We start from the raw sequence: 24610 nt of genomic DNA on the forward strand, positions 1-24610 counted from the left end.
TCTCCATGTCTCTCGACGGGTTAAAAGCCCCTCTTGTCCCTTGACGCTCCGGTAAGGGTTCGTCAAAGGGTTGAGGCGCCTTCGCAAGAAGACGTTAATGCGGATCGCCGGGGACGTGTCTCCGAAGGTTCGACCAGCGGAGACGAGGCGGGCGACCGGTTCGATCTCCACCGAAGATTTCAGCGGGCTCTGATCCTCGAAAGGACGGGCGCGTTGAAGGAAACATTTCAGGTTGGGGGGCGGTCGCTGACTATGGCCGCACCTTTGGTTCCACGAGTCAGACCAAGCAGGAACTGGCGAATTATGCTGAACAGCAAAAAGACGAATATCCTTCTCGCCATGGCCGGCGCCGCCGCGCTGATGGCGAGCTCGCCGGTCCTGGCCCAGGCCCCGGCCGAGCCCACCCCGGCCGCCTCGACTGCGGCTCCCGCAGCCGCCGCTCCGGCTGCTGGCGAAGCTGATCCCGCAACGGTGAACGACGCCGTCGGCGGCGGTCACGGCGACATCACCCCGATCTCCATGTTCATGGAAGCCACGGTCGTCGTTAAGGTCGTCATGGCCGGCCTGCTGCTGGCCTCGATCCTGTCGTGGACACTGCTGCTCATCAAGCTGTTCGAGTTCGGCGCTCTGAACCGCAAGACCGACAACTTCCTCGAAAACTTCCGCGGCGCCCGCACCATCGCTGACATGCGCGCTGTTTCGACCCAGGAAGAGTTCGACGGCAACCCGCTGGCCGACATGGCCGCCGCCGCCACCGAGGAAATCGAACTGTCGCGTCAATCGGGTCTGTCGGTCACCGGCGATCACCTCGACTCGGCTATGGCCCGCGCTCAGTCGGCTGTCGCCGCCGTGCAATCCGGTCTGGCCCTGCGCCTTTCGGGCGGCCAGCAGTTCCTGGCTTCGGTCGGCTCGATCGGTCCGTTCGTCGGTCTGTTCGGCACCGTGTACGGCATCATGAACTCCTTCATCGGTATCGCCCAGTCGAACACGACCAACCTGGCCGTCGTGGCGCCGGGTATCGCTGAAGCTCTTCTGGCCACCGGTATCGGTCTGTTCGCCGCTATTCCGGCCGTTGTGTTCTACAACTACTTCAACACCCGCATCGCTGCTTACGGCACGCGCGCCGACGGCTTCGCCGCTGAGCTGCTGAACGGCATCTCGCGTCAGCTCGACAAGGGGGCGTAAGACGGATGGCCGCCAAGATTAAATCGGGCGGCGCTGGCAACCTGCCTCAGGCCAACAGTGATATCAACGTTACGCCTTTCGTTGATATCATGCTGGTCCTGCTCATCATCTTCATGGTGGCGGCTCCGCTTGCCTCTGTGTCGGTGCCTGTCGAGTTGCCAATCGCCGTCGCCAAGGCGGCCCCGAACCCGCCCAAGCCGGTCTATATTTCGATCCAGAATGACGGCGACGTCTATGTGGGCGACTTCAAGACCGACGTCGGATCCCTGGGCGCCGATCTGAAAGAACAGATCGGTTCCCGGAACCCGGCCGATGAGCGGATCTTCATTCGGGGCGACCAGAACACCCGTTACGGCGACTTCATGCAGGTCATGAATGCGCTGCAGGATAACGGCTTCTATAGCGTTGCGCTGGTCGGCGAAGACCAGGCGACGAGTTAGGATGCGGAGATAGTATGACAGACGTCGAATATCATCGCAGTCGCTACGACGTACCCAAGAAGAAGGGCTTCATGGGGGTGTCCTACCCCGTGCTGATCGTCTGCCTGATGGTGGTCAGCATCTTGTTTGCGTTGCTGATCTTCTTTGTTCAGCAGTCCAAATTCAAGCTGAAGGAGTTCAACTACGTCGACGAGTCCGTCGAGGTCGAGTTGGTTGAGCCGGTTCCGCCGCCTCCGCCGCCTCCGCCCCCGCCGCCTCCGCCGACGGATACGCCTCCGCCGCCGAAGCTTCAGGTGCGCGTGCCGGCTCCGGTCCCGAACATCGTCCCCCCTCCGCCGGTCAACATCACGCCGACGAAGAAGGAAGATCGGGTTGAATACACGGGTCCGCCCGTCAATATTCCTGGACCTCCGCCGCCGCCCGCGCCTCCGGCTCCACCGCGTCCGTCGACGATCACGAACGTTCAGTGGTCGCGCCAACCGCGTCCGACGGCTGATGACTTCCCGGCGCGTGCGCTGGAGCGTGAAATCAGCGGTTCGGCTACGGTCGAGTGCACGGCGCGCTCCAACGGATCTCCGGCGAACTGCCGCGTGGTGTCCGAAGAGCCTGCCGGAATGGGCTTTGGCCGCGCCGCCATTCGGGTGGTTCAGCGTGGACAACTGTCCCCGCGGACCGTCGATGGCGCCGCCCAAGACGCGACCTTCCGCGTCCGGGTGCCCTTCACCCTCGGGTGATCGTCACGGCAATAGACAGGACGCCCCGGAGAGCAATCTCCGGGGCGTTTTCGTTTGGGCTGTCACCCGCGAAATCTCCTGACGAAATATGAGGAAGGCGCTTGATCGCCTGCCGCAGGCCCGGTAGAGAACGCGCCTCGCGATGAGCGGGCCGCCTTAGCTCAGTTGGTTAGAGCGCCGGTTTGTGGAACCGGAGGTCCTCAGTTCAAGCCTGAGAGGCGGTACCATCGCAAAGCACGGCCGGGCTTGCAGCCCGCCGTCGCCGCGACCATCTCCTGATCTTCGGCCGTCCTATCTGTTTTTAGGCCGATCCCCACATCGACAGGAGAAAGCCCCCATGAAGACGCGTAAGCTGGGTGCGAACGGCCCCGAGGTTTCGGCCATTGGCCTGGGCTGCATGGGGATGAGCGCCTTCTACGGCGGCGCCGACGAGGCCCAGTCCATTTCCGTCATTCATCGCGCGCTCGATCTGGGCATCACCCTGTTCGACACCGCCGAGATGTACGGTCCTCACACAAACGAGGTGCTGGTCGGCAAGGTGCTGAAGGACCGGCGCGACCAGGCCTTCGTCGCCACCAAATTCGGCATCAACTACAATGCCGACCGCACCAGGCTGATGACCGACGGCAGCCCGGCCAACGTCCGTCGCGCCATCGAAGGCAGCCTGCGACGCCTCGGCGTCGATCACGTCGATCTCTACTATCTGCACCGTGTCGATCCGGACACGCCGATCGAGGACACGGTCGGGGCGATGGCGGAACTGGTCAAGGAGGGCAAGGTCCGCTTCCTGGGTCTGTCCGAGGCCGCGCCCGACACCCTGCGCAAGGCTCATGCGACCCATCCGATCACGGCCCTGCAAACGGAATATTCGCTGTGGAGCCGCGAGCCCGAAGACGAACTGTTCGCAGTCGTGCGCGAACTGGGCGTCGGTTTCGTGCCCTACAGCCCGCTGGGCCGCGGTTTCCTGTCGGGCGACATCAAATCGATTGATGACCTGGATGCAGACGACTTCCGCCGCAGCAATCCGCGCTTCATGGGCGAGAACTTCCAGAAGAACCTGGATCTGGTCGAGGCCGTGAAGGCCATTGCGTCGGACAAGGGCATAACCGCCGCTCAACTGGCGCTGGCCTGGGTGCTGGCGCAGGGCGAGGATCTGATCCCGATCCCCGGCACGCGCCGTATCGCGACTCTTGAGCAGAATGCGGCGGCCGTGGACGTCGTGCTGACGCCTGATGATCTCGCACAGATCGAGGCCGTCTTCCCGAAGGGCGCAGCGACAGGGCACCGCTACGCCGAGGCGGCGCGGGCGGCGCTGAACCGTTAATCTAAGGCAGACATGAAAAAGGCCCGGTCGGATCGCTCCGGCCGGGCCTTTCATATGTGGGGCGTCCCTGATCCTACTGGATGCGGGTCCAAGTCTGGGTCTTGCAGAGCGGAGCCACGATGCATCCGCGCAGACGCAGGCTGTTGTCGTTCGTCATGGTGATGGTGCCGCGATAGGTGCCGCCGTCGGCCGGGTTATAGACCGAGCCGTTGCGCCATTCCGTCGGACCGCCGGTGAAGCTGGTCAGCATCGGCAGATTGCGCAGGGTGCGGTTCCGCAGCGAGGCGTCGCGATTGTTGGCGTCGCGCGCATTGGCGTCGCGGCGAATGTGGTCCGAGGTCACCAGCGTGCCGCACAGCGCCTGTCCGCAGCGCGCGATCCGCACCTGACCGCCATTGGTCGGCGTCTGCCACAGGCCGGTCGGGTCGCCTGCCAGGGCGGGAGAGGCGAGGGCGCCCGCCAGGGTCGCTGCGGCCAGCATGATCTTGATCTTCATAGTCGTTCCCTTTCGTCGGGTCGGTCGCACCGCCCGTTAAAGCGGACGTTGATCGCGGTTTCGGTTGAAAACAAGGCCAAAACCCCGGCGATCGCCAACGAAAACCGACCCTTAGGTCAACTTCAGCCGCCAATCAGGGCCAGCCATTCGTCCTCGGTCAGCACCTGGACGTCGTGCTTCTCGGCGTCCTTGAGCTTGGAGCCGGCGCCGGGGCCCGCGACGAGGTAGTCGGTCTTTTTCGACACCGAGCCCGACACCTTGGCGCCCAGGCTTTCGGCGCGGGCTTTGGCCTCGTCGCGCGTGAAGCGTTCCAAGGCGCCGGTGAAGACGACGGTCTTGCCGGCGACCGCAGTGTCGGATTTGGGGCGTTCGGCGTCGAGGATTTCGGTCAGCTCTGCTTCCAGAGCCTCCACGACTTTGAGATTGTGCGGCTCGTGGAAGAAGTGCGCCAGGGCCTCGGCCGCTACGGGACCGACGCCGGTGACGCCGGCGATCTGGTTCAGGATTTCGGATGGGCCGTCCTCGCGCGCGACCCGGGCCAGTTTGACCAGGCCGGACCAGTCGCTCGCCATCGTCGCCAACGATCGGCGGGCCGGGGCGGCCATGCCGGGAAAGGCCTGGCTGATCTTCATGTCCATCATCGCCTCGGGCCAGGGATCGACGGCGGGGGGCTTCGCCTCGGCCATCAGGGCCAGGACGCGGGGCGATATGGCGTGGGCGGCGGCCAGTTCGGTCCAGGCGTCGGACGGCACACCCGAAGCGGCCTGGAGACAGGCGGCCTTAAGCGCGGCCCAGCTCTCGAAGGCGCGGGCCAGAACGATGGAGGTCTGTTCGCCGATGTCGCGGATTCCCAGACCGAACAGAAACCGGTCCAGCGCGATGACGCGGCGGGCGTCGATGCCGGCGACCAGGTTGCGGATGCTGGTCTCGCCATAACCGTCGTCGCGCTCCAGTTCCTTCAGCCGCGCCTCGTCGCGCGCCAGGCGGAAGATGTCGGCCGGCTCCTTGATCCAGCCCCGCGCATGGAAGGCGACCAACTGCTTTTCGCCCAATCCCTCGATGTCGAAGGCGCGGCGGCCAACGAAATGCTTGAGGCGCTCGACGATCTGGGCGTCGCAGATCAGGCCGCCGGTGCAGCGGCGTTTGACCTCGTCGCCTTCGCGCACAGCTTCCGAACCGCAGACGGGGCAATGTTCTGGGAAGACATAGGGGACGGCGTCGGCGGGGCGCAGGTCCGGGACCACGCCCAGGATCTGGGGGATGACGTCGCCGGCCCGTTGCAGGCGGACGGTGTCGCCGATGCGGACATCCAGACGTTCGATCTCGTCTTCATTGTGCAGGGTGGCGTTCCTGACCACTACACCGCCGACGGTGACGGGGTGCAGCCGGGCGACGGGGGTCAGGGAGCCGGTGCGGCCGACCTGGATGTCGATGCCCTCCAGCACCGTAGTCGCTTGCTGGGCCGGGAACTTGTGGGCGATGGCCCAGCGAGGACTGCGGGCGACGAAGCCCAGGCGGCGTTGCCAGTCGATGCGATCCACCTTGTAGACCACGCCGTCGATGTCATAGCCCAGGGTCGCGCGGTCGCGTTCCAGTTCGCGATAGACGGCGATCAGGCCCTCTGCGCCCTCGACCTGGCGCGAACGGGCGTTGACGGGGAAGCCCCAGGCTTCGAGCTTTTGCAGGGCCTCCCACTGGGTCTCGGCGAAGTCGCTGGAGTGTTCGCCCCAGGCGTAGGCGAAGAAGTTCAGCGGGCGTTTGGCCGTGATCCGGGCGTCCTTCTGGCGCAGGGAGCCGGCGGCGAAATTGCGGGGGTTGGCGTAGGTCCGGCGGCCCTCGGCCTCGGCGGCGGCGTTGAAGGCGGCGAAGGCATCGTTTGGCGCATAGACCTCGCCCCGGATCTCGATCCGATCGGGCCAGTCGTCGCCAGCCAGGGTCTGTTGCACATCGGCGATGGTGTTCAGATTGGCGGTGACGTCCTCGCCCGCGCGGCCGTCGCCGCGCGTGGCGCCGATCGTCAGCTTGCCGTCGACATAAAGAAGGTTGGCGGACAGGCCGTCGATCTTGGGCTCGGCGACAAAGGCGATCGGTTCATCGGCGGGCAGTTTCAGGAAGCGTGCGATCCGAGCCACGAAGTCGCGCACCTCGCCCTCGTCGAAGGCGTTGTCCAGCGACAGCATGGGCACGCCGTGGCGCACCTCGGCGAACTGGGTTGAGGCGGCGGCGCCGACCTTGTTCGACGGCGAGTCGGGGCGGATCAAATCAGGGAAGGCGGTTTCGATCGCCAGGTTGCGCGCACGCAGGGCGTCGTATTCCGCGTCGGAAATCTCGGGCGTCGCCTCGTTGTACAGCGCGTCGTGTCGAGCCATTTCGGCGGCCAGCCAGGCCAGGGCCTCGGCGGCCGTCTCGGCGGTTAGGTCTTCGACGGGGACTTCGAGAGGAATCGCGTTGGCCATGGCCGTCGTCATATCATCTGACGCGCCCCCCGTGCATCGCGCAAAGCCGATGATGACAGAACCGTAGGCTGACGCGCCGTCCGCTCTTCGCTAGGTTCGCGCGTCCCTATCGGAGCCTGTATGACTCGTTCGACCCTCTGCCTCTTCGTCGCTGGCGCCGCCCTGATCGTCAGCGGCTGCGCCGCCGTTCCCGCAACAGCGCCGAGTGCGCCGAGCGCCGTCGCGCCGGTTTCCAGCCAACTGCTGGAGGACGTTCGCATCCTGTCGGCCGACGACATGCAAGGCCGCGACACGGGCTCAGAAGGCGGCGAGCGGGCGCGCGCCTACATCGTCTCGCGATTGGAGGCCATGGGCGTTCAGCCGCCGCCGTTCGGGCGTTTGCAGCGGTTCGAGACACCGGGCCGCACGCGCGAGGGCGTGAAGACCTTCAGCGGCGTCAACATCGTCGGCCTGATTCCCGGTACCCGCGTCGCCGACCGCTATATCGTCGTGACGGCCCATTATGACCATGTCGGCGTCAATGACGGCCAGATCTTCCACGGGGCCGACGACAACGCCTCGGGCGTGGCGACGATGCTGGAGCTGGCGGCGCGATTGAAGGCCCAACCGCCGGAGCACAGCGTGCTGATCGTCGCGCTGGACGGCGAGGAGCGGGGGCTGTTGGGCGCCCGAGAATTCGTCAAGGCGCCGCCGGTGCCGCTGTCGTCACTGAGCCTGAACCTGAACTTCGACATGACGGCGCGGGCGGAGACCGACGGCCATCTGTGGGTCACCGGGACCTATCAGCATCCGAATCTGCGCCCCGTGCTGGAGTCCGTTGCGCCGAACGGAGCGGTGTCCTTCGCCTTCGGCAAGGACACCCCTCAGGATACGGGCGAGAACAATTGGGTCGATGCCTCCGATCATGGCGCCTTCCACGAGGCGGGCGTGCCCTTCCTGTACATGGGCGTCGATTATCACCCCGATTATCATCGACCGAGCGACACCTTCGACCGGATCACGCCGTCAATCTTCACCAGCGCGACCGAGATCGCCATCGCCGGGTTCCGCGCGCTGGACCAGGCGCTTGATCGATGAAGTCCTCATGGGTGGTCGTCGCGGTCGCGGGCTTGCTGAGCCTGGCCGCTTGCGAGCGGCGAGACGCCGTGAAACCGACGCCTGAAGCGACGTTCCAGCATCGTCTGAGCGGCGATATCTCGGGCGACTATCGCCCGACAGGTGAGGAATCCATTCAGCCCGTGGCTTCGCTGTTCATCGGACAGGATGATGCCTTCGCCGCCTGGGAAGGCGGCTCCCGCGCTTCGCCGCCGCTGATCCTGTCGCTGACCGGGCCGCAGGGCGAGGCCAGGGTTCTGCCGGACGCCTATGTCGTCACCGACGATCGGATTCAAATGCGGGGCTCCGCGCCCGGCTTGGGCCTGCTGGAACTGTCGGCGCGATTTGACCAGGGCGCGTTGGCGACAGCGCGGCGTAATCTCGGAGATCAGACACCTGTCGTCGCCGGGACGGTTTCGGTGAACGGCCGTCGCACGTCGTTCACGCTGAGTTGGTGGGGCGGCGACTGATCTAACCAACCTGCGCTGACGGCGCGCCAAGATTGCCATTAACGCAATCCCAAGTCATGGTGACGCTTGGGGGCGCTGAATGTCCATATCTGAATTGGCCGGGTGCGATGTAACATCGACATGCGGTGTCGGTGCGCATCGGCGCCGCGTTCGTCTCGACCCGACCCGCGCCATGGATATCGCCTTCGCCCTGATAGGGCTGCTTCTGACCTGGCCGCTCTTCGTTTTCATCGCCCTGGGCGTCAGGGCGCAGGACGGAGGGGGCGCGATCTTTCGCCAGCAGCGCATCGGCCGCGACGGCCGAATGTTCGACTGCCTCAAATTCCGTTCGATGACGGTGGGCGCGGAGCGAGCCTTGCCATCAGCCTCTGATCCGGAATGGCAGGCGAAGCGAAAGCTGACACACGATCCGCGCGTCACGTCGCTGGGCCGCCTGTTGCGACGATCCAGCCTGGATGAACTGCCACAGCTGATCAATGTGTTGAGGGGCGAGATGTCGCTGGTCGGCCCCCGACCGATCGTGATCGACGAGGCTGGGCGATATGGCCGGCGGCTGGCCGACTACTGCGCGGTGCGCCCGGGCCTGACGGGGCTGTGGCAGGTGTCGGGGCGCAACGCCGTGCCCTATCCGCGCCGTGTGGCGATGGATGTCTGGTTCGTCAGAAACCGCACCATCGGCGTCTATCTGGCCATCCTGGCGCGCACGGTTCCGGCGGTGCTGAGCCGCCGGGGCGTGTCCTAGGGAAGACGTTCCTCAAAGCCATCGTCCGTCCCAATGATGGCGAGGTCCGCGAGATCCAGGAACAGGCCGTGCTCCACCACGCCGGTGATCAGTTTCAGATCATCGGCCAGACGGACCGGATCGTGGATCGCCTTGCAGCCCGCATCATAGATCAGATTGCCGCCGTCGGTGCGGACCAGGCCGCGATCCGCCTGCCGCACGCGCGCCGGCTGGTTGATGTCGTGATCGATCAGGACATCGGCGATGCGGTTGGCCGTCGTCTTGTGACCGAAGGCGACGACCTCGATCGGCAGGGGGAAGGTCCCCAGAACCGGCACCACCTTGGCCGCGTCGGCGATGACGATGCAGCGAGCCGAGGCCTCCCACACCAGCTTCTCGCGCAGCAGAGCCGCGCCGCCGCCCTTGATCAGCGCTAGGCCAGGCCCGATCTCGTCGGCGCCGTCCACGGTCAGGTCGATGCGCGGCGTGTCTTCCAGCGTCGACAACGTCAGCCCAAGTTCGCGCGCCAAGTCTGCGGTTTTTTCGGATGTCGGTACGCATCGTAGGTCGGGCAGGTTGCGCGCCGCCAGCGCCTTGACGAACCAAGCGGCCGTCGAGCCGGTGCCAAGGCCGACGATCATGCCGGCCTCGACATGGGCGGCGGCGGCCTCGCCGGCGTTCTTCTTCTGGAGGTCGCTCATTTGGATTTCGCAGCCTTCTTGGCCTTGGCTTCGACACGGAACGCCGCGGCCGCTTCGGGTTTGACGGTCTGCCGGGCACGGCCGAAGGCCATGGCGTCGGCGGGCACGTCCTCGGTGATGACGGAGCCGGAGGCGATCAGGGCGCCGTCGCCGATGACCACCGGGGCCACCAGGCTTGAGTTCGATCCGACGAAGGCGCCGGCGCCGATCTGGGTCTGCGCCTTGTTGAAGCCGTCGTAGTTGCAGAAGATGGTCCCTGCGCCGACGTTGGTGCCCGCACCGACCGACCCGTCGCCCAGGTATGCCAGGTGATTGGCCTTTGAGCCCTCTGCCATCCTGACGTTTTTGACCTCCACGAAATTGCCGACCTTGACCCCGGTCGCCAGGTCCGCGCCGGGACGCAGGCGCGCGTAAGGACCGACTTCGGCGCCGGCTGCGACCCGCGCGCCCTCGATATGGCTGAAGCTGCGAATGCGCGCGCCGGCATCGATCACCGCGCCGGGACCGAAGACCACGAAAGGTTCAATGACGGCCCCGCCGCCGATTTGGGTGTCCCAGGCGAAGTGAACGGTGTCGGGCGCCGCCATCGTCACGCCGGCCGCCAGGAAGGTGTCGCGTTGCACACTCTGGAACAAGGCTTCGGCCTGAGCCAGCTCGGCCTGGGAGTTGACGCCCATTACCGCGTCCTCAGCGGCGAATACGGCGCGGGTGGGGTGGCCGCCCTGGCGTGCCAGAGCGACGACATCCGTCAGATAGTATTCGCCCTTGGCGTTTTCGTTCTTCACGTCGGCCAGCAGCGAAAAGAGCAGGGCGGCCGGCGCGGCCATGACGCCGGAGTTGCAGGCGGTGATGGCAAGAACGTCTGGCGACGCCTCCTTGGCCTCGGTGATGGCGGTCAAGGTGTCGCCTTCGACGATCAGCCGGCCATAGGCGCCCGGATCGCGGGCCTCGAACCCGATGACGGTGACGCCGTCCGCATTGAACACGGGCTCGATGTCGGCAGCCTTCAGCAGAGGCACGTCGCCATAGGTGACGACCACCTCGCCGTCGAAGCCGGCCATGGCCTGCTCGGCGGCGCGCACGGCGTGACCGGTGCCGAGCGGCGGGTCCTGGACCGCAATGGCGGCCTCGCCCAGCCGTCTGACGACATGGGCCCGGACCTCCGGCGAGTGATTGCCGACCACAACGACGATGCGCTCGCAACCCAGCCCTTCGGCCGCGTCGATGGCGTGGTCCAGCATGGCGCGATGGGCCACCGGGTGCAGCACCTTGGGCAGGGGCGAGTTCATCCGCGTGCCCTGGCCGGCGGCGAGAATGATGGCGGCGCGGGCGCGCGTCTGGCTGGTCATGAATCGTCTCGCAGTCTAGTCGTCCTGCGATCTAGCCCATCATGCGGGCCAGCGGGAGATGTGGATGAGCGATCGCGACTTGGAAGGCTGGACCATCGCCTTCGACCTTGATGGCACGCTGGTCGATTCCGCCCCGGACCTGATCGGCACGCTGAACCGGATGCTGGTCGAGGAGGGGCTGCCGCCCGTGCCGATGGAGTCCGCCTCGACCCTGATCGGATCGGGCGCGCGGGCGCTGCTGGTACACGGTTTCGAGGCCGCCGGCGCGCCTGTCGAGGGGGCCAAGTCCGACGAACTGTTCGAGCGGTTCCTTGTCGATTACGCCGCCCATATCGCCGACGGCTCGCAGCCCTTCGAGGGTGTGGTCGAGACGCTGGAGCGGCTCAGCGAGCGGGGCGCTATCCTGGTCGTGGCCACCAACAAGCGTTCGGACCTGTCGGAGCTGTTGTTGGGCAAGCTGGACCTGACCCGACATTTCGCCGCCATCGTCGGCCCGGATCGGGTCAGCGCGCGCAAGCCCTCGGGGGCCCATCTGAAGGAGGCCGTCGTGATCGCAGGCGGTGATCCCGAACGGTCCATCATGGTGGGAGACGCCGCGCCGGACGCGGACGCCGCCAAGGACGCCGGCATGCCCTGCATTCTGACGACCTTCGGTTTTACGCCGACGCCCGTCGAAGACTTGGGCGGGGACGTGCTGATCGACGCTTTCGAAGACGTCGAAGAGGCGATCGACGGTATCCTCTCCGACTTCTACGTAAGGCGGGCGCTGAAATTCTGAAGCCAGCCGACAGGAAATCTGTCGGCTGAATGATCGCTCCTGCGGTTGCGGATCGCCATGGCGATGGACAGATTGGCGCACCCCTGTTGAAAGTGCCGTCATGCTCGCTCGCTTTTTCAAGATCCCGCTGTGGCAGCGGACCGCCGCCGGCTTCATCCTCGGCATCATCGCCGGGCTGATCCTGCGCGAGCGGGCCGAGACCTGGCTTCAGCCGATCGGCGACGTCTATCTGAACCTGATCCGCATGGTGGTGGCGCCGCTGGTGCTGTTCACCATCGCCAGTTCCATCGCCAAGCTGGGCGAGGGGGCGGGGGCCGTGCGGCTGGGGGTGCGGACCATCGTCTGGTTCGCCATCACCTCCCTGCTGGCGGTGTTGGTCGGGTTCGCCTTCGGCCACATCATCAATCCGGGCGTCGGCCTGTCCAACCTGCCGCTGGGCGAGGTCAAGGACCGGGTGATCCCGACGCCGCTGGAAGTCCTGATCGGCGTCGTGCCGACCAATCCGTTCGCGGCCCTGGCCGAAGGCAAGGTGCTGCAGATCATCTTCTTCTCGGCCCTGGTCGGCATGGCCCTGGTGGCGCTGGGCGACCGGGCGCAGGGCGTTCGGCGTCTGGTGGATGAGGGCGCGGCCATCATCTTCCGCATCACCCGCTGGGTGATCCAGCTGACGCCCATCGGCGTGTTCGGCCTGATCGGATCGGTCGTCGGCGGCTACGGCTGGGAGGCGCTGCTGCCCCTGGTGAAGTTCATCCTGGCCATCTATGCCGCCTGCCTGTTCCACATCCTGATCGTCTATTCGGGCCTGCTGAAGGTTCACGGGCTGAAGGTGACCAGCTTTTTCCGCGGCGCCTTCGCGGCCCAGCAGACCGCATTTGCGACCTCATCCTCGCTGGGGACGTTGCCGATCACCCTTCGCCAGACGGTGGAGCGTCTGGGGGTGCCCCAGGCCTATGCCGCCTTCGCCGTGCCCCTGGGGGCCAATGTGAAGATGGACGGGTGCGGGGCCATCTATCCGGCCATCGCCTCGATCTTCATCGCCCAGTATTTCAAGATTGATCTGACGCTGACCCAGTACGTCCTGATCGGCCTGACGGCGGTGCTCGGGTCGCTGGGGACGGCCGGCGTGCCGGGGACCAGCATCGTCATGTTGACCCTGACCCTGTCGACCGCCGGCCTGCCGCTGGAAGGGATTGGCTATATCGTCGCCATCGATCGCATCATCGACATGATGCGCACCGCGACCAATGTGACCGGCCAAATGCTGGTGCCGGTGCTGGTCGCCAAGGAAGAGCGCATCCTCAACCAGGACATCTATAACGGTCACGTCGCCTGGCTGCCGGGCGACCCGGAAGCCGATACGCCCGAAGGCGTTCGCGCCGCCGGAATCTGAAACAGGCGCTTGCGCGGGGCCGGCGACCGGGCTATGTCGCCGCCTCCGCAAGGCAAGGACGCGTAGCTCAGCGGGAGAGCACCTCGTTCACACCGAGGGGGTCACAGGTTCAATCCCTGTCGCGTCCACCATCTCCAATCCAATTTGATCCTGGCCTTGTGTCACCCAGTCCTTGGGCCACTCGCCCGTGACGGAACGGTAGGCGAGGGCCAATGCGCCGATAAGGCCGGCGGACACCCCCGCGGTCGGCTCCGCGATGTAGGTCTTCGTATCCAGATCCCGCAGGCTCGCGTCATAGCCGCCGAGCTGTCTCACCAGCGCCTGTCTGACCAGATCGTACATGTGCGGCTGCATCACGCCGCCGCCGATGATGATTCGCTCCGGCCGCAGCGTGTAGGTCAGGTTGGTGCACAGACCGGCGATATACTCCGCCGCCATCGGCCAGGCCGGATGATCGTGAGACAAAGTCTCTGCCGCCGCGCCCCAGCGCGCTTGCAGCGCCGGCCCGCTCGCCAGGCCTTCCAGGCAGTCGCCGTGGAAGGGACAGGTGCCCGAGTACCTCTCGTCGCCCTTGGCGCGGGGCAGCCGGATATGACCGGCTTCGGGATGGTTCGCCCCGCCATGCGGTGCGCCGTCGATCATCACCCCGACCCCCACGCCCGTGCCGACCGTGACGTAGCAGAAGCTCTCCAGCCCTTGCCCGCTGCCGAACAGGCGTTCGCCCACGGCCGCGCCGTTCACGTCGGTGTCCAGCGTCATTGGAACATCGATGAAACGGCGCAGATGGGCCAACAGGTTGACGTCGCTCCAGCCGGGCTTGGGCGTGCTGGTGATAGCGCCGAAATCCGGCGCGTCCGGTTTCAAGGACAAAGGGCCGAAACTGACGATCGCCAGCGCAGAAAGCCGGCCGTGCCTCGACTGGGCGTTGACGAAGAAGGCTGCAACCGCATCGAGCGTCTCGTCGGGCGACGTCGTGGGTATACGAATCTGGTCGACAATCACGCCGTCGGCGGCGGCGACGCCGCAGATGAACTTGGTGCCGCCGGCTTCGACACCGCCGAGGAGGATGGGTTGGGTCGACATGGGCGCCTGTCTTTCGGGTGCGACGAAGGTTCGCGGGACTGAACATCGAATAGGGCCAAGCGTTCAGACCCCATGACCCTTCTAGCCCGCCTGTTCATCGCCTTCGACGCCGCCGCCAAGATTTTGACGCGCAAGGAGAGACTGCTGTGAGCCGCTTTTGCATGGTGCTGGATTTGGCGATTGCGTCCGGCCCCATGCATCGTCACCTTCACCGCAAGATCAAGATATGAGACGAGGACGCCGATGGCTCGCAAACCCAACTATAGCTTTGAGCGTCAGGAACGCGAGCGCGCCGCAGCGTTGAAGGCGGCCGAGAAGGCGGCGGCGAAGGCCGAACGCAAGGCTGAAGCTGCGGCGGAAAAGTCGCCTTCTTCGGAAGACTGACATCTCGCGGCAAAATCCTCCTGGCTTTTCGTTGTTTGAATAGGCGCGAAGTCCTATTCTTGCGCGATGACACGCTGGACCCCCGAAAGCTGGAGAACCAAGACCGCCCTGCATATGCCGGCGGACTATCCGGATCCCGCCGCCCTCGCTCGGGTGGAAGACGAGTTGCGCGCCTTGCCGCCGCTGGTCTTCGCCGGCGAAGCGCGGCGCCTGACGTCGAAGCTGGCGCAGGTTGAGCGGGGTGACGCCTTCCTGCTCCAGGGCGGCGACTGCGCCGAGAGCTTCAAGGAGTTCTCGACAGACAATATCCGCGACACCTTCCGCCTGATCCTGCAGATGGCGGTCGTCCTGACGTTCGCTGGGCGCAAGCCGGTGGTGAAGGTGGGGCGGATCGCGGGCCAGTTCGCCAAGCCCCGCTCGTCGCCGCTGGAGGAGATCGACGGCGTCGAACTGCCCAGCTATCGCGGCGACATCATCAACGGCATGGGCTTCACGGCCGAGGAGCGCGCGCCCGATCCGCAGCGTCTGATCCGCGCCTACAACCAGTCGGCCTCGACGCTGAACCTGCTGCGGGCCTTCGCGGGCGGCGGCTATGCCGACCTGTACAACATCCATCGCTGGACCCTGGGCTTCGCCGGAGACAATGCCGCCGGCGCCCAGTACCGCGAGCTGGCCGACAAGATCACCGAGGCCCTGGCCTTCATGGAGGCGGTCGGCGTCACGCCAGAGACCCATCCGGACCTCAGCCGGGTCGAGGTCTTCACCAGCCACGAGGCCCTGCTGCTCAACGTCGAAAGCGCCCTGACGCGTCTGGATGGCGGTTCCGGCGAATGGTTCGACACCTCAGCCCACATGCTGTGGATCGGCGAGCGCACGCGTCAGCTGGACGGCGCCCACGTCGAGTTCATGAAGGGGATCAAGAACCCGATCGGCGTGAAGTGCGGGCCGACCATGACCGCCGACGACCTGCTGCCGCTGATCGACGCCCTGAACCCGGACAATGTCTCGGGTCGTCTGACGCTGATCGGACGCTTCGGTCACGACAAGGTGGGCGAGCGCCTGCCCAAGCTGATGCGCGAAGTGAAAGCTTCGGGCCGCAAGGTCATCTGGTCCATCGACCCTATGCACGGCAATACGCTCAAGGCCGGCAACGGCTACAAGACTCGGCCGTTCGACCGCATCCTGGGCGAAGTCCGGACCTTCATCGATGTGGCCGAGGCGGAAGGCGTCCACCCCGGCGGCGTCCACCTGGAAATGACCGGCCAGAATGTCACCGAATGCATCGGCGGCGCCCAGGCGGTGACCGAGGACGATCTGTCCAACCGCTATCACACCCACTGCGACCCGCGCCTGAACGCCGACCAGGCGTTGGAGTTGGCCTTCCTGGTGGCGGAACGGCTGAAGGCCGGGCGGGTGGCGCAGTCGGCGGCGGCCTAGCCGTCGTCAGCGCCCCAAATGCGGGCCGATCCGGTCATGGTGACGCCACCGAGGCAGCGCCAGATCGATCCGAGACCGAGGGAGTGATCGATGCAAGTAGCGGCTCTAACTGAGGAAAAGCCCGGCCGGGTCGCCTATCAGGGCGCGCCCGGATCGTTCAGCCATGAGGCCTGTCTGGCCCTGCGTCCGTGGGACGAGGCGGTGGCGTTCGAAACCTTCGCCCAGGCCCTGGATGCGTTGCGCGCCGGCGACTGTGGTTGCGCCCTGATCCCTGTCGAGAACTCGACCATCGGCGTGGTCGAGCCGGCGGCGACGCTGGTCGGTGCGATTGGCGTGGAGCCGGTCGCTCAGGTCTGGCGGCCGATCCGTCATGCGCTGATGGCGATCGATGGCGCGCGTCTGTCCGATATCCGCACGGTCGAGAGCCACCCCATCGCCCTAGCCCAGTGCAAGGACACGCTGGCCGGTTTGAATGTCGAGGTCATCGAGCATTTCGATACCGCAGGCGCGGCGCGCGATGTGGCAGAAGCGGGCGACCCGACACGGGCGGCCATCGCCCCGGTCGGCGCCGCTGAGGTGTATGGTCTGTCGATCCTGCGCAACGACTTGCAGGATTCCGGCGATAATCAGACGCGTTTTGTCCTGTTGAGCTTGCCTGAGGCTTGACGGCGCACGGTCTTTGCGTCCTTAAGACACTCACGGATCGCAACACGATCCGCATAGACCGGAACCGGACCATGTCCCGCCTGCGCGCTCTTTCTGTTTCTTTCGACCGTTCGCGCGCGGTTTCCGGCCTCTATTTCGGCTACGGCTTTTACGGCTTTCGATACGCCGGCTGAGGCGTCGGGCGCACTCCGTCCCTGACTGCTTCACCGGCGACCGCTCTGGACCAGAGCGGCTGTTCGCCCCTGCACATATCGAATCTCAGAATGCCGAAAGCCCTTTTCCATGCCCCATTCCAACCTTCAGCAAGTCTGGCCTGACATGGCCGACCTGACCCCCGAACAGCAGGCGCTGGCCGCCCTGCGCGCCGAGATCGACGGCATCGACGACCAGATCTTGGCGCTGTTCGAACAACGCCTCGCCATCGCCGCCACCGTCGGGCGCGCCAAGGACGCGCCCACCGGACCGCACACCAAGCTGCGTCCCGACCGAGAGCAGACGGTCCTCTCGCGTATGCTGAAGCAGGCCAAGCCCGAGAACGCCGAGGCAGTCGAACATCTGTGGCGCGAGATCGTCGGCTGGGGCCTGGCGCGCCAGGGCCGGCTTCAGGTCCAGGTCTGGGCCCCGATCGAACCGACCCGCGCCTATGACGGCGCGCGCCTTCGCTTCGGGGCCGCCGCCGACATCAAGATGGTGCGCGATCCGCAGAAGGCCCTGGCTTTCGCCGCCGAGGGCCACGGGATCGCCGTGCTGGCGATCAATACCGAGGACGCCTGGTGGATGGGTCTGCGCCGCGAATGGTCGATGCTGAGCGTGTTCGACGGCTACGGCGGCGAGACGCCGACGTCTCTGGCGGTCGGAAAGATCGATCCGCCGGCTCTGCCCAAGGGTCGACGCGTGGTTGTCACGGCGGGCGGGGACGCCGGCGACGGCGGCGGCGCCCGGCGCTGGGGCCTGAACACCCATCACGGCTGGACCATCGCCCTGACCGACGCCGATCTGGCGCCAGGCGACGCAGAGGGTTGCGTCGGCGCGATCGGATGATCTGACGGGGCCGCATCCGGCGAACGGATGCGGCCCTTGTCGTTTCAGACCGCCATATTGTCGATCAGTCGCGTCTTGCCCAGCCAGGCGGCGGCCAGGATGCGCGCGGGGGCGTCGACGATGTCGTTGCGGAACGGCGTCAGGTCCTCAGCGTGGCGGATTGCGACGTAATCGACGCGATCAAACCCGGCTTTTAGAAGGGCGGCATAGGCTTCACGCTCAACGCCGGGCAGGGGGCGGCCGCTTGAGGCATGGACGCCGGCTTCCGCCAGAATGCCGTTCAGCCGGCGCGCGGTCTCAAGCTCGGTCTCGGACAGGTAGGCGTTGCGTGACGACAGGGCCAGGCCCCAGCCGTCCCGCTCCGTCGGCGCGCCGACGATCTCGACCGGCAGATCCAGGTCGCGCACGAACCGACGAACGACCATCAGCTGCTGGTAGTCCTTCTCGCCGAAGACCGCGACATCGGGCTGGACCTGGTTGAACAGCTTGGTGACGATCAGGGCGACCCCGCCGAACATCTGCGGCCGGAAATCGCCTTCCAGACCCAGCGCCGGGCCGGCGACGGCGACGGCTGTCGCAAAGCCTTCCGGATACATCTCGTCGGCTGAGGGCGCGAACATCAGATGGCAGCCTGCGCCGGACAGCAGACGGGCGTCTTCCTCCTGCTGGCGGGGATATTTGGCCAGATCCTCATGCGCCGCGAACTGGGTCGGATTGACGAAGTTAGAGGCGACGACGCGGTCGGCGCGGCGTGCGGCCTCGCGCACCAGGGTCAGATGGCCTTCATGCAGGGCGCCCATGGTCGGAACCATGCCGACGCTCAGGCCTTGACGTTTCCAGTCCCGGACGATCGCCCGCAGGTCGGCGACGGTGCGGACGACGGGGAGGGGGGCGGCGTCTATCATGATGAAGCGATTAACCTTTCCGCTTAAGCCTGTTGATGCACCAGACCGCAAAGTCTGGGCTCTAGGGTCGTGCTTATGACGCCCGCAGAAGCGACCCGTCCAGTTCTGATCGCCCTGGCTTTCGCCAGCAGCCTAGCCGTCGCCGGCTGTGGCGCGGTGGACAGCGATCCCCATCGATTCAGCGCGATGGCCGAGAACGTCGCGGCGATCGACATTCCGCTCTCGGCCGGTGACCGCGAAACCCGGCATGCCGTAGCTGAAAAAGCCGGACTGCGGCCTGTGCGCTTCACCCCCGTCAAGGTGGCGGTCATGGATCCCCACGCCATGTGGGACGCCCGTGACGTCCAGGCGGGCGTGCGCCCCGTCGGTGAGGATACCGGGTTGCGCGACGCGGTTGTACGGGCTGCCTCGCCGGCGATCGTGAAAGCCGTTGCTGATGAGGCGATCTCGCGGGTTCAGGCGCCCGTGTTGCGTCCCGCCAGCCTTACGACGGCGCCTGAAACCGGGAGAACGATCCAACTGGGCGCCTATTCCAGTGCGGCCGGCGCGCGTCAGGCCTGGGATCTGATGAAGGCTACCTCAGACCTGTCGGGATTGTCGCCGATCTATCAGGAGGTCGAGGTCAACGGCCGTCGCCTGACGCGGCTGAAGGTCGGACCGGTCTCGACCGAAACCGCCGCTGCGGTATGCCGCTCCGCCGCTGTCGCCGACGCCTGGTGCGCACGCAACAGCTGACCGACCCCGGTTCGCCGTCCACAGGTCTGCGTTAAGGTTCCGTTGACGTTTGGCCCGTTGAGGCCGAGTCTCGCCGGACCTAGGACCGCGCAGTCTGAGTCGCGCGGTCGGCACAGAGGATTCCCTCGAATGACGCAGCCGCATGTGATCGTCCTCGGCAACGAAAAGGGCGGGGCGGGCAAGTCCACCCTGGCCATCCACATCGTGACCGGCCTGCTGCACGCCGGGCGTTCGGTGGCGATCATCGATCTGGACCTGCGCCAGCGTTCGATGCAGCGCTTCTTCCACAACCGTCTGGCCTGGCTGGCGGCGAACGGGCACGATCTGCCCCAGCCGCTCATCCCCGACATGGGCGACGGCAAAGCCCTGGCCAAGGCTGATGTCGCCGACCAGATCGCCACCTTCGAGCGCGCCTTCGACGAGGCGGCGGCGCGGGGCGTCGATTGCATCCTGATCGACACGCCCGGCGGCGACACGGCGGTTTCGAACGCCGCCCACGCCCGCGCCGATCAGATCGTGACGCCGATGAACGACAGCTTCGTCGATTTCGACCTGTTGGGCGATGTCGATCCGGTTACCCTGGAGCTGCTGAAACCCTCGATTTATTCCGAAAGCGTTTGGGAAGCGCGCAAGCAGCGCGCCATCGCCCAGGGTCGCCACGCCACGATTGACTGGCTGGTGGTCACCAACCGCCTCGCCGTCGCGGAGGCCCGCAACCGCAAGCGTCTGGAAGAACGGATGACCAAGCTGGCCAAACGCGTCGGCTTCCGCGTCGGTCCGGGTCTGCGCGATCGGGTCATCTATCGCGAGCTGTTCCCGTTCGGCCTGACGGTGGCCGACCTGTCGAATGACATCCGGCCGGTCGCGGTGTCCCTCGCCCACGTCGCCGCGCGCCAGGAGATGCGCAATCTGATGATGGCGATGGGCCTGGAGCAGGTTCTCAGCCCTTTGGACGTGGCGGCCTGATCGCCTGATGGGGTTGATCTGGCTGGCCCTGGCGGCGATCGCCGTCTGGGCGCTGGTGCGGCTGGGCCGGCAGACCGAGCGACGCGGACGGGGCCACTGGCGTGTGACGGCGACCTTGCTGGGGGCGGTTCTGCTGGCTGGCGGCGCGCTGGCGGCGTTTCGCGGATCGTGGCTGACGGCGGCGGCGCTGGCCGGGGCAGGGCTTTATCTGGCCTGGTCCTCTCGTCAGAGACCGATCGTTCGATCCGAACCCATCAGCGAGGCTGACGCCCGCGCCGTGCTGGGCGTCGGGCCAGCCGCGACCGAGGCCGAAATCCGTTCGGCATGGAAACGCGCCATGGCCCGCGCCCATCCCGATCAGGGCGGCACGGCGGGGCTGGCGATGCGCGTCAACGCCGCGCGTGATCGGCTGCTGGGAAAATCCGGGCGAAGCTAGGCGCGCTCTCAAAGCAACGTCCCTGCGGTCGTGGAAACTGTCGGACGCAAAAGCACGCATCGCCTCCGCTTGCCCTCGGGTAAGTCTGGGCTTACGGGTCCGCGCTCTTGATCAATGATTCAGGGAGGGGTCGATGACCCTCGCACTTCTGTTTCCGGGACAGGGCAGCCAGGCCCTCGGCATGGGCGCGCAGTTGGCAGACGCCTTCGCCTCCGCCCGCGACGTCTTCGCCGAGGTGGACGAGGCGCTGGGCCAGAAGCTGTCGGTGCTGATGCGCGAAGGCCCCGAGAATCAGCTGACCCTGACCGAGAACGCCCAGCCTGCCCTGATGGCGGTGTCCGTGGCGGCGATCCGGGCTTTGAAAGCCGAGTTCGGCTTTGACGTGGCGAGCGCGGCCTATGTCGCCGGTCACTCGCTGGGAGAATATTCGGCCCTGGCGGCGGCGGGCGCGATCTCGCTGTCGGAGACGGCGCGGCTGCTGAAGCTGCGCGGCCAAGCGATGCAGCGCGCCGTGCCGGTGGGGCAGGGGGCGATGGCCTCGCTGATCGGACCCAAGACCGATCTTGCGCTGGCGGAAGCTGCCGCGGCGGCCGGTTCGGAAGTCGGCGTCTGCGTGGTCGCGAATGACAACAACAACGGCAACATCGTCATCTCGGGCGAGAAGGCCGCTGTGGACCGGGCCATCGAGAAGGCCAAGGAACTGGGCGCGCGGGCGATCCCGCTGAACGTCTCGGCGCCGTTCCACTGTCCTCTGATGCAACCGGCCGCCGACGAGATGGCGACGGCCTTGGCGTCGGCGACCATCACAGCGCCGGTCGTGCCGGTGGTGGCGAACGTGCTGGCGGGGCCGGAAAGCGACCCCGAGGTCATCCGTCGCCTGCTGGTCGAACAGGTCACCGGCCGGGTTCGCTGGCGCGAGAGCATGGAGTGGATGGCGGACACCTCCGGTTCTGGGGGCGGCGTGACCCGCTTCGTCGAGATCGGCTCGGGCAAGGTGCTGACCGGCATGGCCAAGCGGATCGCGCCGGACGCCGAAAGCCTGCCGCTGAACACGCCGGAAGAGCTGGAAGCGTTCGCCAAGGCTCTTTGATCGCCGCAGATCGTCATCCTCGGGCTTGACCCGAGGATCGGACCGTCCGCACTTCGGCGATCGAACGGCATTTACAAACTTCGGCGTCGCACGGCGCCTGATCCTCGGGTCGAGCCCGAGGATGACGATAGAAGGAGGGAACTGATGTTCAATCTTGCAGGCAAGACCGCGCTGGTGACCGGCGCGACGGGCGGTATCGGCGGGGCGGTGGCGCGGGCGCTGCACGCTCAGGGCGCGACCGTGGTGCTGTCGGGCACGCGCGAGGCCGTGCTGGCCAATCTGGCCAAGGAGTTGGGCGAGCGGGCGCATTTCGCTGCGGCGAACCTGTCGGACCCGGAATCGGTCGACAATCTGGTCAACGCAGCCGAAACGGCGGCGGGCGCGCCGCTGGACATCCTGGTCGCCAACGCCGGCATCACCAAGGACGGCCTGCTGATGCGGATGAAGGACGAGGATTTTCAGTCCGTCATCCAGATCAATCTGGAAAGCTATTTCCGCCTGACCCGCGCCGCGGTGAAGGGGATGATGAAGCGCCGTTCGGGCCGAATCATCGGCGTCACCTCGGTCGTCGGCGTGACCGGCAATCCGGGCCAAACCAACTATTCGGCGTCCAAGGCCGGGATGATCGGCTTTTCCAAGTCGCTGGCGCAGGAGGTCGGCTCGCGCGGCATCACCGTCAACTGCATCGCGCCGGGCTTCATCGCCTCGCCGATGACCGACGTGCTGAACGATCAGCAGCGCGAGACCATTCTGGGCCGGATTCCGGCAGGCCGGCTGGGTTCGGGCGACGAGATCGCCGCCGCCGCCGTCTATCTGTCGTCCGACGAAGCCGCCTATGTGACGGGCCAGACCCTGCATGTGAACGGCGGCATGGCGATGATTTAAGGACCGCGGCCCTTATCACGTCGCGCAACAGACTATTTCCAGCCCGAAAGCCTGTGCTAAAGGGTTGAATGCGTCGGCGGTTCGGGCTTTCGGGCTTGCGTCGCCATCGCTGCCGTGAGACGGCGATTTCTGAGCTACCCCCGCCTCTACGGCGATTTCAAACAGGCAGAGAGACACTCATGTCCGACACCCTCGAGCGCGTTCGCAAGATCGTCATCGACCATCTGGACGCCGATCCGGACAAGGTCACCGAAAAGGCCAGCTTCATCGACGACCTGGGCGCCGACTCGCTCGACAACGTCGAGCTGGTGATGGCCTTTGAAGAAGAATTCGACATCGAGATCCCGGATGACGCCGCCGAGCACATCCAGACGGTCGGCGATGCGGTCAAGTTCATCGACGAAAAGTCGGCCGGCTGATCTCAGTCGCCGATCTCGGCCGAACAGGCTGACGGTTCACAGGGCCGCCCGGCGCTCCTAGCGGAGACGCCCGGCGGCCTTTACTGTTTCTGACCCGCGCGAATCCGCAATGATTCCGAAGGGTCGGGCTGGAGATAAGGGAGCACGCACCATGCGCCGCGTCGTCGTTACGGGCATCGGTCTGCTGACCCCCCTGGGTTGGGGCGTCGAGAAGAGCTGGAAGGGCATCGTCGAGGGACGGTCGGGCATCGGCCCGATCACGTCGTTCGACACTACGGGTTATGGCTGCACCATCGCCGGCGAAGTGCCGAGCGTCGATGGACGCGGCGGCGGCGGCGAAGGCGACTTCGATCCCGAGAAGATCATGTCCGCCAAGGACAGGAAGCGTGTCGACGACTTTATCCTGTACGCCATCGCGGCGGCGGATGAGGCCTTGGCGGATGCCAACTGGAAGCCCGAGACGGACGAGGACAAGGAGCGCACCGGCGTAATGGTCGGCTCCGGCATCGGCGGCTTGGGCCCCATCGCCGATACGGCCATAGTGCTGAAGGAGCAGGGCGTGCGTCGCGTGAGCCCCTTCTTCATCCCCAGCGCCCTGATCAACCTCGCCGGCGGCCAGATTTCGATCCGCCACGGCCTGAAGGGGCCGAACCACGCGGCGGTGACCGCCTGCGCCACCGGCGCCCATGCCATCGGCGATGCGGCCCGGATGATTGCGTTGGACGACGCGGACGTGATGGTGGCGGGCGGGGCCGAAAGCTCGGTCGTGCCGATCGGAATCGCGGGCTTCCTGGCCTGCAAGGCGCTGTGCACCGCCTATAACGACACGCCTGAAAAGGCGTCGCGTCCCTATGACCGCGGCCATGCGGGCTTTGTCATGGGCGAGGGCGCCGGCATCCTGGTGCTGGAAGAATACGAACACGCCAAGGCGCGCGGAGCCAAGATCTATGCCGAGGTCGTGGGCTACGGCATGAGCGGCGACGCCTATCACATCACCGCCCCGTCCGAGGACGGCGAAGGCGGGGTGCGGGCCATGAAGGCGGCGCTGAAGCGGGCCGGTCTGCAACCGTCAGACCTGGATTACGTCAACGCCCACGGCACCTCGACCATGGCCGACTGGATCGAGCTGAAGGGGATCGAGGGGCTGGTCGGGGATCATGCGCAGAATTTGACCGTCTCTTCGACCAAGTCGATGACCGGACACCTGCTGGGCGCGGCGGGCGCCATCGAGGCGGCCTTCTGCGTGCTGGCCATCCGCGATCAGATCGCGCCGCCGACGATCAATCTGGACGACCCCGAGATGGAGACGCCCATCGACCTGGTCCCCAACAAGGCCAAGCCGATGAAGATCGATGTGGCCATGTCCAACAGCTTCGGCTTCGGAGGCACAAACGCCTCGGTGATCTTCAAGAAAGTCGACTGAG

General features: G+C 66.1%; 26 protein-coding genes and 2 tRNA genes. 22 read left to right on the forward strand and 6 right to left on the reverse strand.

Annotation, left to right across the window (positions count from 1 at the left end):
• Window positions 1–303 precede the first annotated feature (303 nt).
• From E4341_RS07600 to E4341_RS07620, 5 genes are all read left to right on the forward strand, one after another.
• Window positions 304–1185: a MotA/TolQ/ExbB proton channel family protein gene (locus tag E4341_RS07600; RefSeq protein ID WP_017505197.1), complete on the forward strand. Its 882-nt coding sequence runs from the start codon at window positions 304–306 to the stop codon at window positions 1183–1185.
• Between the two features lie 5 nt (window positions 1186–1190).
• Complete coding sequence (locus tag E4341_RS07605; RefSeq protein WP_055754882.1) at window positions 1191–1625, forward strand: biopolymer transporter ExbD; 435 nt, start codon at window positions 1191–1193, stop codon at window positions 1623–1625.
• Window positions 1626–1639: 14 nt separating this feature from the next.
• Window positions 1640–2359, forward strand: a complete 720-nt coding sequence (locus E4341_RS15705; protein ID WP_017505195.1) for an energy transducer TonB — start codon at window positions 1640–1642, stop codon at window positions 2357–2359.
• 150 nt (window positions 2360–2509) lie between these two features.
• Window positions 2510–2586: transfer RNA gene (locus E4341_RS07615), tRNA-His, on the forward strand.
• A gap of 110 nt (window positions 2587–2696) precedes the next feature.
• Entirely contained in the window at window positions 2697–3683 is a 987-nt protein-coding gene (locus E4341_RS07620; protein WP_165116329.1) for an aldo/keto reductase, read from the forward strand.
• A gap of 73 nt (window positions 3684–3756) precedes the next feature.
• On the opposite strand, the gene E4341_RS07625 is transcribed toward E4341_RS07620, so the two are convergent.
• On the reverse strand, window positions 3757–4179 hold the full coding sequence (locus tag E4341_RS07625; protein ID WP_165116331.1) for a DUF2147 domain-containing protein: 423 nt from the start codon (window positions 4177–4179) through the stop codon (window positions 3757–3759).
• A 122-nt stretch (window positions 4180–4301) separates the two neighbouring features.
• Window positions 4302–6635, reverse strand: a complete 2334-nt coding sequence (gene ligA, locus E4341_RS07630) for an NAD-dependent DNA ligase LigA (RefSeq protein WP_205751251.1) — start codon at window positions 6633–6635, stop codon at window positions 4302–4304.
• 120 nt (window positions 6636–6755) lie between these two features.
• Here ligA and E4341_RS07635 point away from each other — a divergent pair, with 120 nt between their 5' ends.
• The 3 genes from E4341_RS07635 to E4341_RS07645 all read left to right on the forward strand — a co-directional run bounded on the left by E4341_RS07635 (window position 6756) and on the right by E4341_RS07645 (window position 8942).
• The gene (locus E4341_RS07635) at window positions 6756–7712 is read left to right on the forward strand and encodes a M28 family peptidase (protein WP_165116335.1); all 957 of its coding nucleotides are present in this window, start codon (window positions 6756–6758) and stop codon (window positions 7710–7712) included.
• Window positions 7709–8200 carry a hypothetical protein gene (locus tag E4341_RS07640; protein ID WP_165116337.1) on the forward strand — a complete coding sequence of 164 codons (492 nt, stop codon included), beginning with the start codon at window positions 7709–7711 and terminating at the stop codon, window positions 8198–8200. The genes E4341_RS07635 and E4341_RS07640 overlap by 4 nt, the downstream gene beginning before the upstream one ends.
• Window positions 8201–8372: 172 nt before the next feature.
• Window positions 8373–8942, forward strand: a complete 570-nt coding sequence (locus E4341_RS07645; RefSeq protein WP_165116339.1) for a sugar transferase — start codon at window positions 8373–8375, stop codon at window positions 8940–8942.
• Here E4341_RS07645 and rpiA read toward each other — a convergent pair.
• Together rpiA and glmU are read right to left on the reverse strand one after the other, a co-directional pair.
• Window positions 8939–9622: a ribose-5-phosphate isomerase RpiA gene (gene rpiA, locus E4341_RS07650; protein WP_165116341.1), complete on the reverse strand. Its 684-nt coding sequence runs from the start codon at window positions 9620–9622 to the stop codon at window positions 8939–8941. The two genes, E4341_RS07645 and rpiA, sit on opposite strands and share 4 nt — an antisense overlap.
• The gene (gene glmU, locus E4341_RS07655) at window positions 9619–10971 is read right to left on the reverse strand and encodes a bifunctional UDP-N-acetylglucosamine diphosphorylase/glucosamine-1-phosphate N-acetyltransferase GlmU (RefSeq protein WP_165116343.1); all 1353 of its coding nucleotides are present in this window, start codon (window positions 10969–10971) and stop codon (window positions 9619–9621) included. The genes rpiA and glmU overlap by 4 nt, the downstream gene beginning before the upstream one ends.
• A gap of 64 nt (window positions 10972–11035) precedes the next feature.
• On the opposite strand from glmU, the gene E4341_RS07660 reads away from it, so the two are divergent.
• The 3 genes from E4341_RS07660 (at window position 11036) to E4341_RS07670 (ending at window position 13270) form a co-directional block, all read left to right on the forward strand.
• Complete coding sequence (locus tag E4341_RS07660; RefSeq protein ID WP_165116345.1) at window positions 11036–11749, forward strand: HAD-IA family hydrolase; 714 nt, start codon at window positions 11036–11038, stop codon at window positions 11747–11749.
• 100 nt (window positions 11750–11849) lie between these two features.
• Window positions 11850–13139: a dicarboxylate/amino acid:cation symporter gene (locus tag E4341_RS07665; RefSeq protein WP_165116347.1), complete on the forward strand. Its 1290-nt coding sequence runs from the start codon at window positions 11850–11852 to the stop codon at window positions 13137–13139.
• Window positions 13140–13195: 56 nt separating this feature from the next.
• Window positions 13196–13270: transfer RNA gene (locus tag E4341_RS07670), tRNA-Val, on the forward strand.
• Here E4341_RS07670 and E4341_RS07675 read toward each other — a convergent pair.
• Window positions 13227–14222 carry an ROK family protein gene (locus E4341_RS07675; protein WP_165118639.1) on the reverse strand — a complete coding sequence of 332 codons (996 nt, stop codon included), beginning with the start codon at window positions 14220–14222 and terminating at the stop codon, window positions 13227–13229. The two genes, E4341_RS07670 and E4341_RS07675, sit on opposite strands and share 44 nt — an antisense overlap.
• A gap of 243 nt (window positions 14223–14465) precedes the next feature.
• Between E4341_RS07675 and E4341_RS07680 the strand changes: the two genes are divergently transcribed.
• From E4341_RS07680 to E4341_RS07695, 4 genes are all read left to right on the forward strand, one after another.
• Window positions 14466–14606 carry a hypothetical protein gene (locus E4341_RS07680; RefSeq protein WP_165116349.1) on the forward strand — a complete coding sequence of 47 codons (141 nt, stop codon included), beginning with the start codon at window positions 14466–14468 and terminating at the stop codon, window positions 14604–14606.
• 66 nt (window positions 14607–14672) lie between these two features.
• A complete protein-coding gene (locus E4341_RS07685; RefSeq protein WP_066551689.1) occupies window positions 14673–16043 on the forward strand; it encodes a class II 3-deoxy-7-phosphoheptulonate synthase in 1371 nt (456 codons plus the stop codon).
• 90 nt (window positions 16044–16133) lie between these two features.
• Window positions 16134–16709 carry a prephenate dehydratase domain-containing protein gene (locus E4341_RS07690; RefSeq protein ID WP_165116351.1) on the forward strand — a complete coding sequence of 192 codons (576 nt, stop codon included), beginning with the start codon at window positions 16134–16136 and terminating at the stop codon, window positions 16707–16709.
• Window positions 16710–16991: 282 nt separating this feature from the next.
• Window positions 16992–17750: a chorismate mutase gene (locus E4341_RS07695; RefSeq protein ID WP_066622752.1), complete on the forward strand. Its 759-nt coding sequence runs from the start codon at window positions 16992–16994 to the stop codon at window positions 17748–17750.
• Between the two features lie 44 nt (window positions 17751–17794).
• Here the strand turns inward: E4341_RS07695 and panC are convergent, their stop codons facing one another.
• Window positions 17795–18655, reverse strand: coding sequence for a pantoate--beta-alanine ligase (gene panC, locus E4341_RS07700; RefSeq protein ID WP_165116353.1), 861 nt, complete (start codon window positions 18653–18655; stop codon window positions 17795–17797).
• Window positions 18656–18730: 75 nt separating this feature from the next.
• Here panC and E4341_RS07705 point away from each other — a divergent pair, with 75 nt between their 5' ends.
• The 7 genes from E4341_RS07705 to fabF all read left to right on the forward strand — a co-directional run bounded on the left by E4341_RS07705 (window position 18731) and on the right by fabF (window position 24609).
• Window positions 18731–19390, forward strand: a complete 660-nt coding sequence (locus tag E4341_RS07705) for an SPOR domain-containing protein (RefSeq protein ID WP_165116355.1) — start codon at window positions 18731–18733, stop codon at window positions 19388–19390.
• Window positions 19391–19519: 129 nt separating this feature from the next.
• Window positions 19520–20356 (forward strand): division plane positioning ATPase MipZ, encoded by an 837-nt coding sequence (locus E4341_RS07710; protein WP_165116376.1) that lies wholly within the window; start codon window positions 19520–19522, stop codon window positions 20354–20356.
• Between the two features lie 7 nt (window positions 20357–20363).
• The gene (locus E4341_RS07715) at window positions 20364–20792 is read left to right on the forward strand and encodes a molecular chaperone DnaJ (protein ID WP_165116378.1); all 429 of its coding nucleotides are present in this window, start codon (window positions 20364–20366) and stop codon (window positions 20790–20792) included.
• A 133-nt stretch (window positions 20793–20925) separates the two neighbouring features.
• Window positions 20926–21882 (forward strand): ACP S-malonyltransferase, encoded by a 957-nt coding sequence (fabD, locus tag E4341_RS07720; RefSeq protein ID WP_165116380.1) that lies wholly within the window; start codon window positions 20926–20928, stop codon window positions 21880–21882.
• 144 nt (window positions 21883–22026) lie between these two features.
• On the forward strand, window positions 22027–22767 hold the full coding sequence (gene fabG / locus E4341_RS07725) for a 3-oxoacyl-[acyl-carrier-protein] reductase (RefSeq protein ID WP_165116382.1): 741 nt from the start codon (window positions 22027–22029) through the stop codon (window positions 22765–22767).
• Window positions 22768–22946: 179 nt separating this feature from the next.
• On the forward strand, window positions 22947–23186 hold the full coding sequence (locus tag E4341_RS07730) for an acyl carrier protein (protein WP_008264317.1): 240 nt from the start codon (window positions 22947–22949) through the stop codon (window positions 23184–23186).
• A gap of 151 nt (window positions 23187–23337) precedes the next feature.
• A complete protein-coding gene (gene fabF / locus E4341_RS07735) occupies window positions 23338–24609 on the forward strand; it encodes a beta-ketoacyl-ACP synthase II (RefSeq protein ID WP_165116384.1) in 1272 nt (423 codons plus the stop codon).
• Window position 24610: the final 1 nt, after the last annotated feature.

The organism is Brevundimonas sp. 'scallop' (assembly GCF_011045535.1).
GTDB classification, from domain to species: Bacteria; Pseudomonadota; Alphaproteobacteria; order Caulobacterales; family Caulobacteraceae; genus Brevundimonas; species Brevundimonas vesicularis.

Excerpts from the sequence above, each read along its gene's own strand:
- E4341_RS07645 (WP_165116339.1), top strand. The coding sequence starts at position 8,373 with ATGGATATCGCCTTCGCCCTGATAGGGCTGCTTCTGACCTGGCCGCTC.
- fabG (WP_165116382.1), top strand. The coding sequence starts at position 22,027 with ATGTTCAATCTTGCAGGCAAGACCGCGCTGGTGACCGGCGCGACGGGC.
- E4341_RS07635 (WP_165116335.1), top strand. The coding sequence starts at position 6,756 with ATGACTCGTTCGACCCTCTGCCTCTTCGTCGCTGGCGCCGCCCTGATC.
- ligA (WP_205751251.1), bottom strand. The coding sequence starts at position 6,635 with ATGGCCAACGCGATTCCTCTCGAAGTCCCCGTCGAAGACCTAACCGCC.
- E4341_RS07605 (WP_055754882.1), top strand. The coding sequence starts at position 1,191 with ATGGCCGCCAAGATTAAATCGGGCGGCGCTGGCAACCTGCCTCAGGCC.
- E4341_RS07675 (WP_165118639.1), bottom strand. The coding sequence starts at position 14,222 with ATGTCGACCCAACCCATCCTCCTCGGCGGTGTCGAAGCCGGCGGCACC.
- E4341_RS07660 (WP_165116345.1), top strand. The coding sequence starts at position 11,036 with ATGAGCGATCGCGACTTGGAAGGCTGGACCATCGCCTTCGACCTTGAT.
- E4341_RS07705 (WP_165116355.1), top strand. The coding sequence starts at position 18,731 with ATGACGCCCGCAGAAGCGACCCGTCCAGTTCTGATCGCCCTGGCTTTC.
- fabF (WP_165116384.1), top strand. The coding sequence starts at position 23,338 with ATGCGCCGCGTCGTCGTTACGGGCATCGGTCTGCTGACCCCCCTGGGT.
- fabD (WP_165116380.1), top strand. The coding sequence starts at position 20,926 with ATGACCCTCGCACTTCTGTTTCCGGGACAGGGCAGCCAGGCCCTCGGC.
- E4341_RS07640 (WP_165116337.1), top strand. The coding sequence starts at position 7,709 with ATGAAGTCCTCATGGGTGGTCGTCGCGGTCGCGGGCTTGCTGAGCCTG.
- E4341_RS07685 (WP_066551689.1), top strand. The coding sequence starts at position 14,673 with ATGACACGCTGGACCCCCGAAAGCTGGAGAACCAAGACCGCCCTGCAT.
- E4341_RS07680 (WP_165116349.1), top strand. The coding sequence starts at position 14,466 with ATGGCTCGCAAACCCAACTATAGCTTTGAGCGTCAGGAACGCGAGCGC.
- panC (WP_165116353.1), bottom strand. The coding sequence starts at position 18,655 with ATGATAGACGCCGCCCCCCTCCCCGTCGTCCGCACCGTCGCCGACCTG.
- rpiA (WP_165116341.1), bottom strand. The coding sequence starts at position 9,622 with ATGAGCGACCTCCAGAAGAAGAACGCCGGCGAGGCCGCCGCCGCCCAT.
- glmU (WP_165116343.1), bottom strand. The coding sequence starts at position 10,971 with ATGACCAGCCAGACGCGCGCCCGCGCCGCCATCATTCTCGCCGCCGGC.
- E4341_RS07665 (WP_165116347.1), top strand. The coding sequence starts at position 11,850 with ATGCTCGCTCGCTTTTTCAAGATCCCGCTGTGGCAGCGGACCGCCGCC.
- E4341_RS07695 (WP_066622752.1), top strand. The coding sequence starts at position 16,992 with ATGCCCCATTCCAACCTTCAGCAAGTCTGGCCTGACATGGCCGACCTG.
- E4341_RS07690 (WP_165116351.1), top strand. The coding sequence starts at position 16,134 with ATGCAAGTAGCGGCTCTAACTGAGGAAAAGCCCGGCCGGGTCGCCTAT.
- E4341_RS07710 (WP_165116376.1), top strand. The coding sequence starts at position 19,520 with ATGACGCAGCCGCATGTGATCGTCCTCGGCAACGAAAAGGGCGGGGCG.
- E4341_RS07600 (WP_017505197.1), top strand. The coding sequence starts at position 304 with ATGCTGAACAGCAAAAAGACGAATATCCTTCTCGCCATGGCCGGCGCC.
- E4341_RS15705 (WP_017505195.1), top strand. The coding sequence starts at position 1,640 with ATGACAGACGTCGAATATCATCGCAGTCGCTACGACGTACCCAAGAAG.
- E4341_RS07715 (WP_165116378.1), top strand. The coding sequence starts at position 20,364 with ATGGGGTTGATCTGGCTGGCCCTGGCGGCGATCGCCGTCTGGGCGCTG.
- E4341_RS07625 (WP_165116331.1), bottom strand. The coding sequence starts at position 4,179 with ATGAAGATCAAGATCATGCTGGCCGCAGCGACCCTGGCGGGCGCCCTC.
- E4341_RS07730 (WP_008264317.1), top strand. The coding sequence starts at position 22,947 with ATGTCCGACACCCTCGAGCGCGTTCGCAAGATCGTCATCGACCATCTG.
- E4341_RS07620 (WP_165116329.1), top strand. The coding sequence starts at position 2,697 with ATGAAGACGCGTAAGCTGGGTGCGAACGGCCCCGAGGTTTCGGCCATT.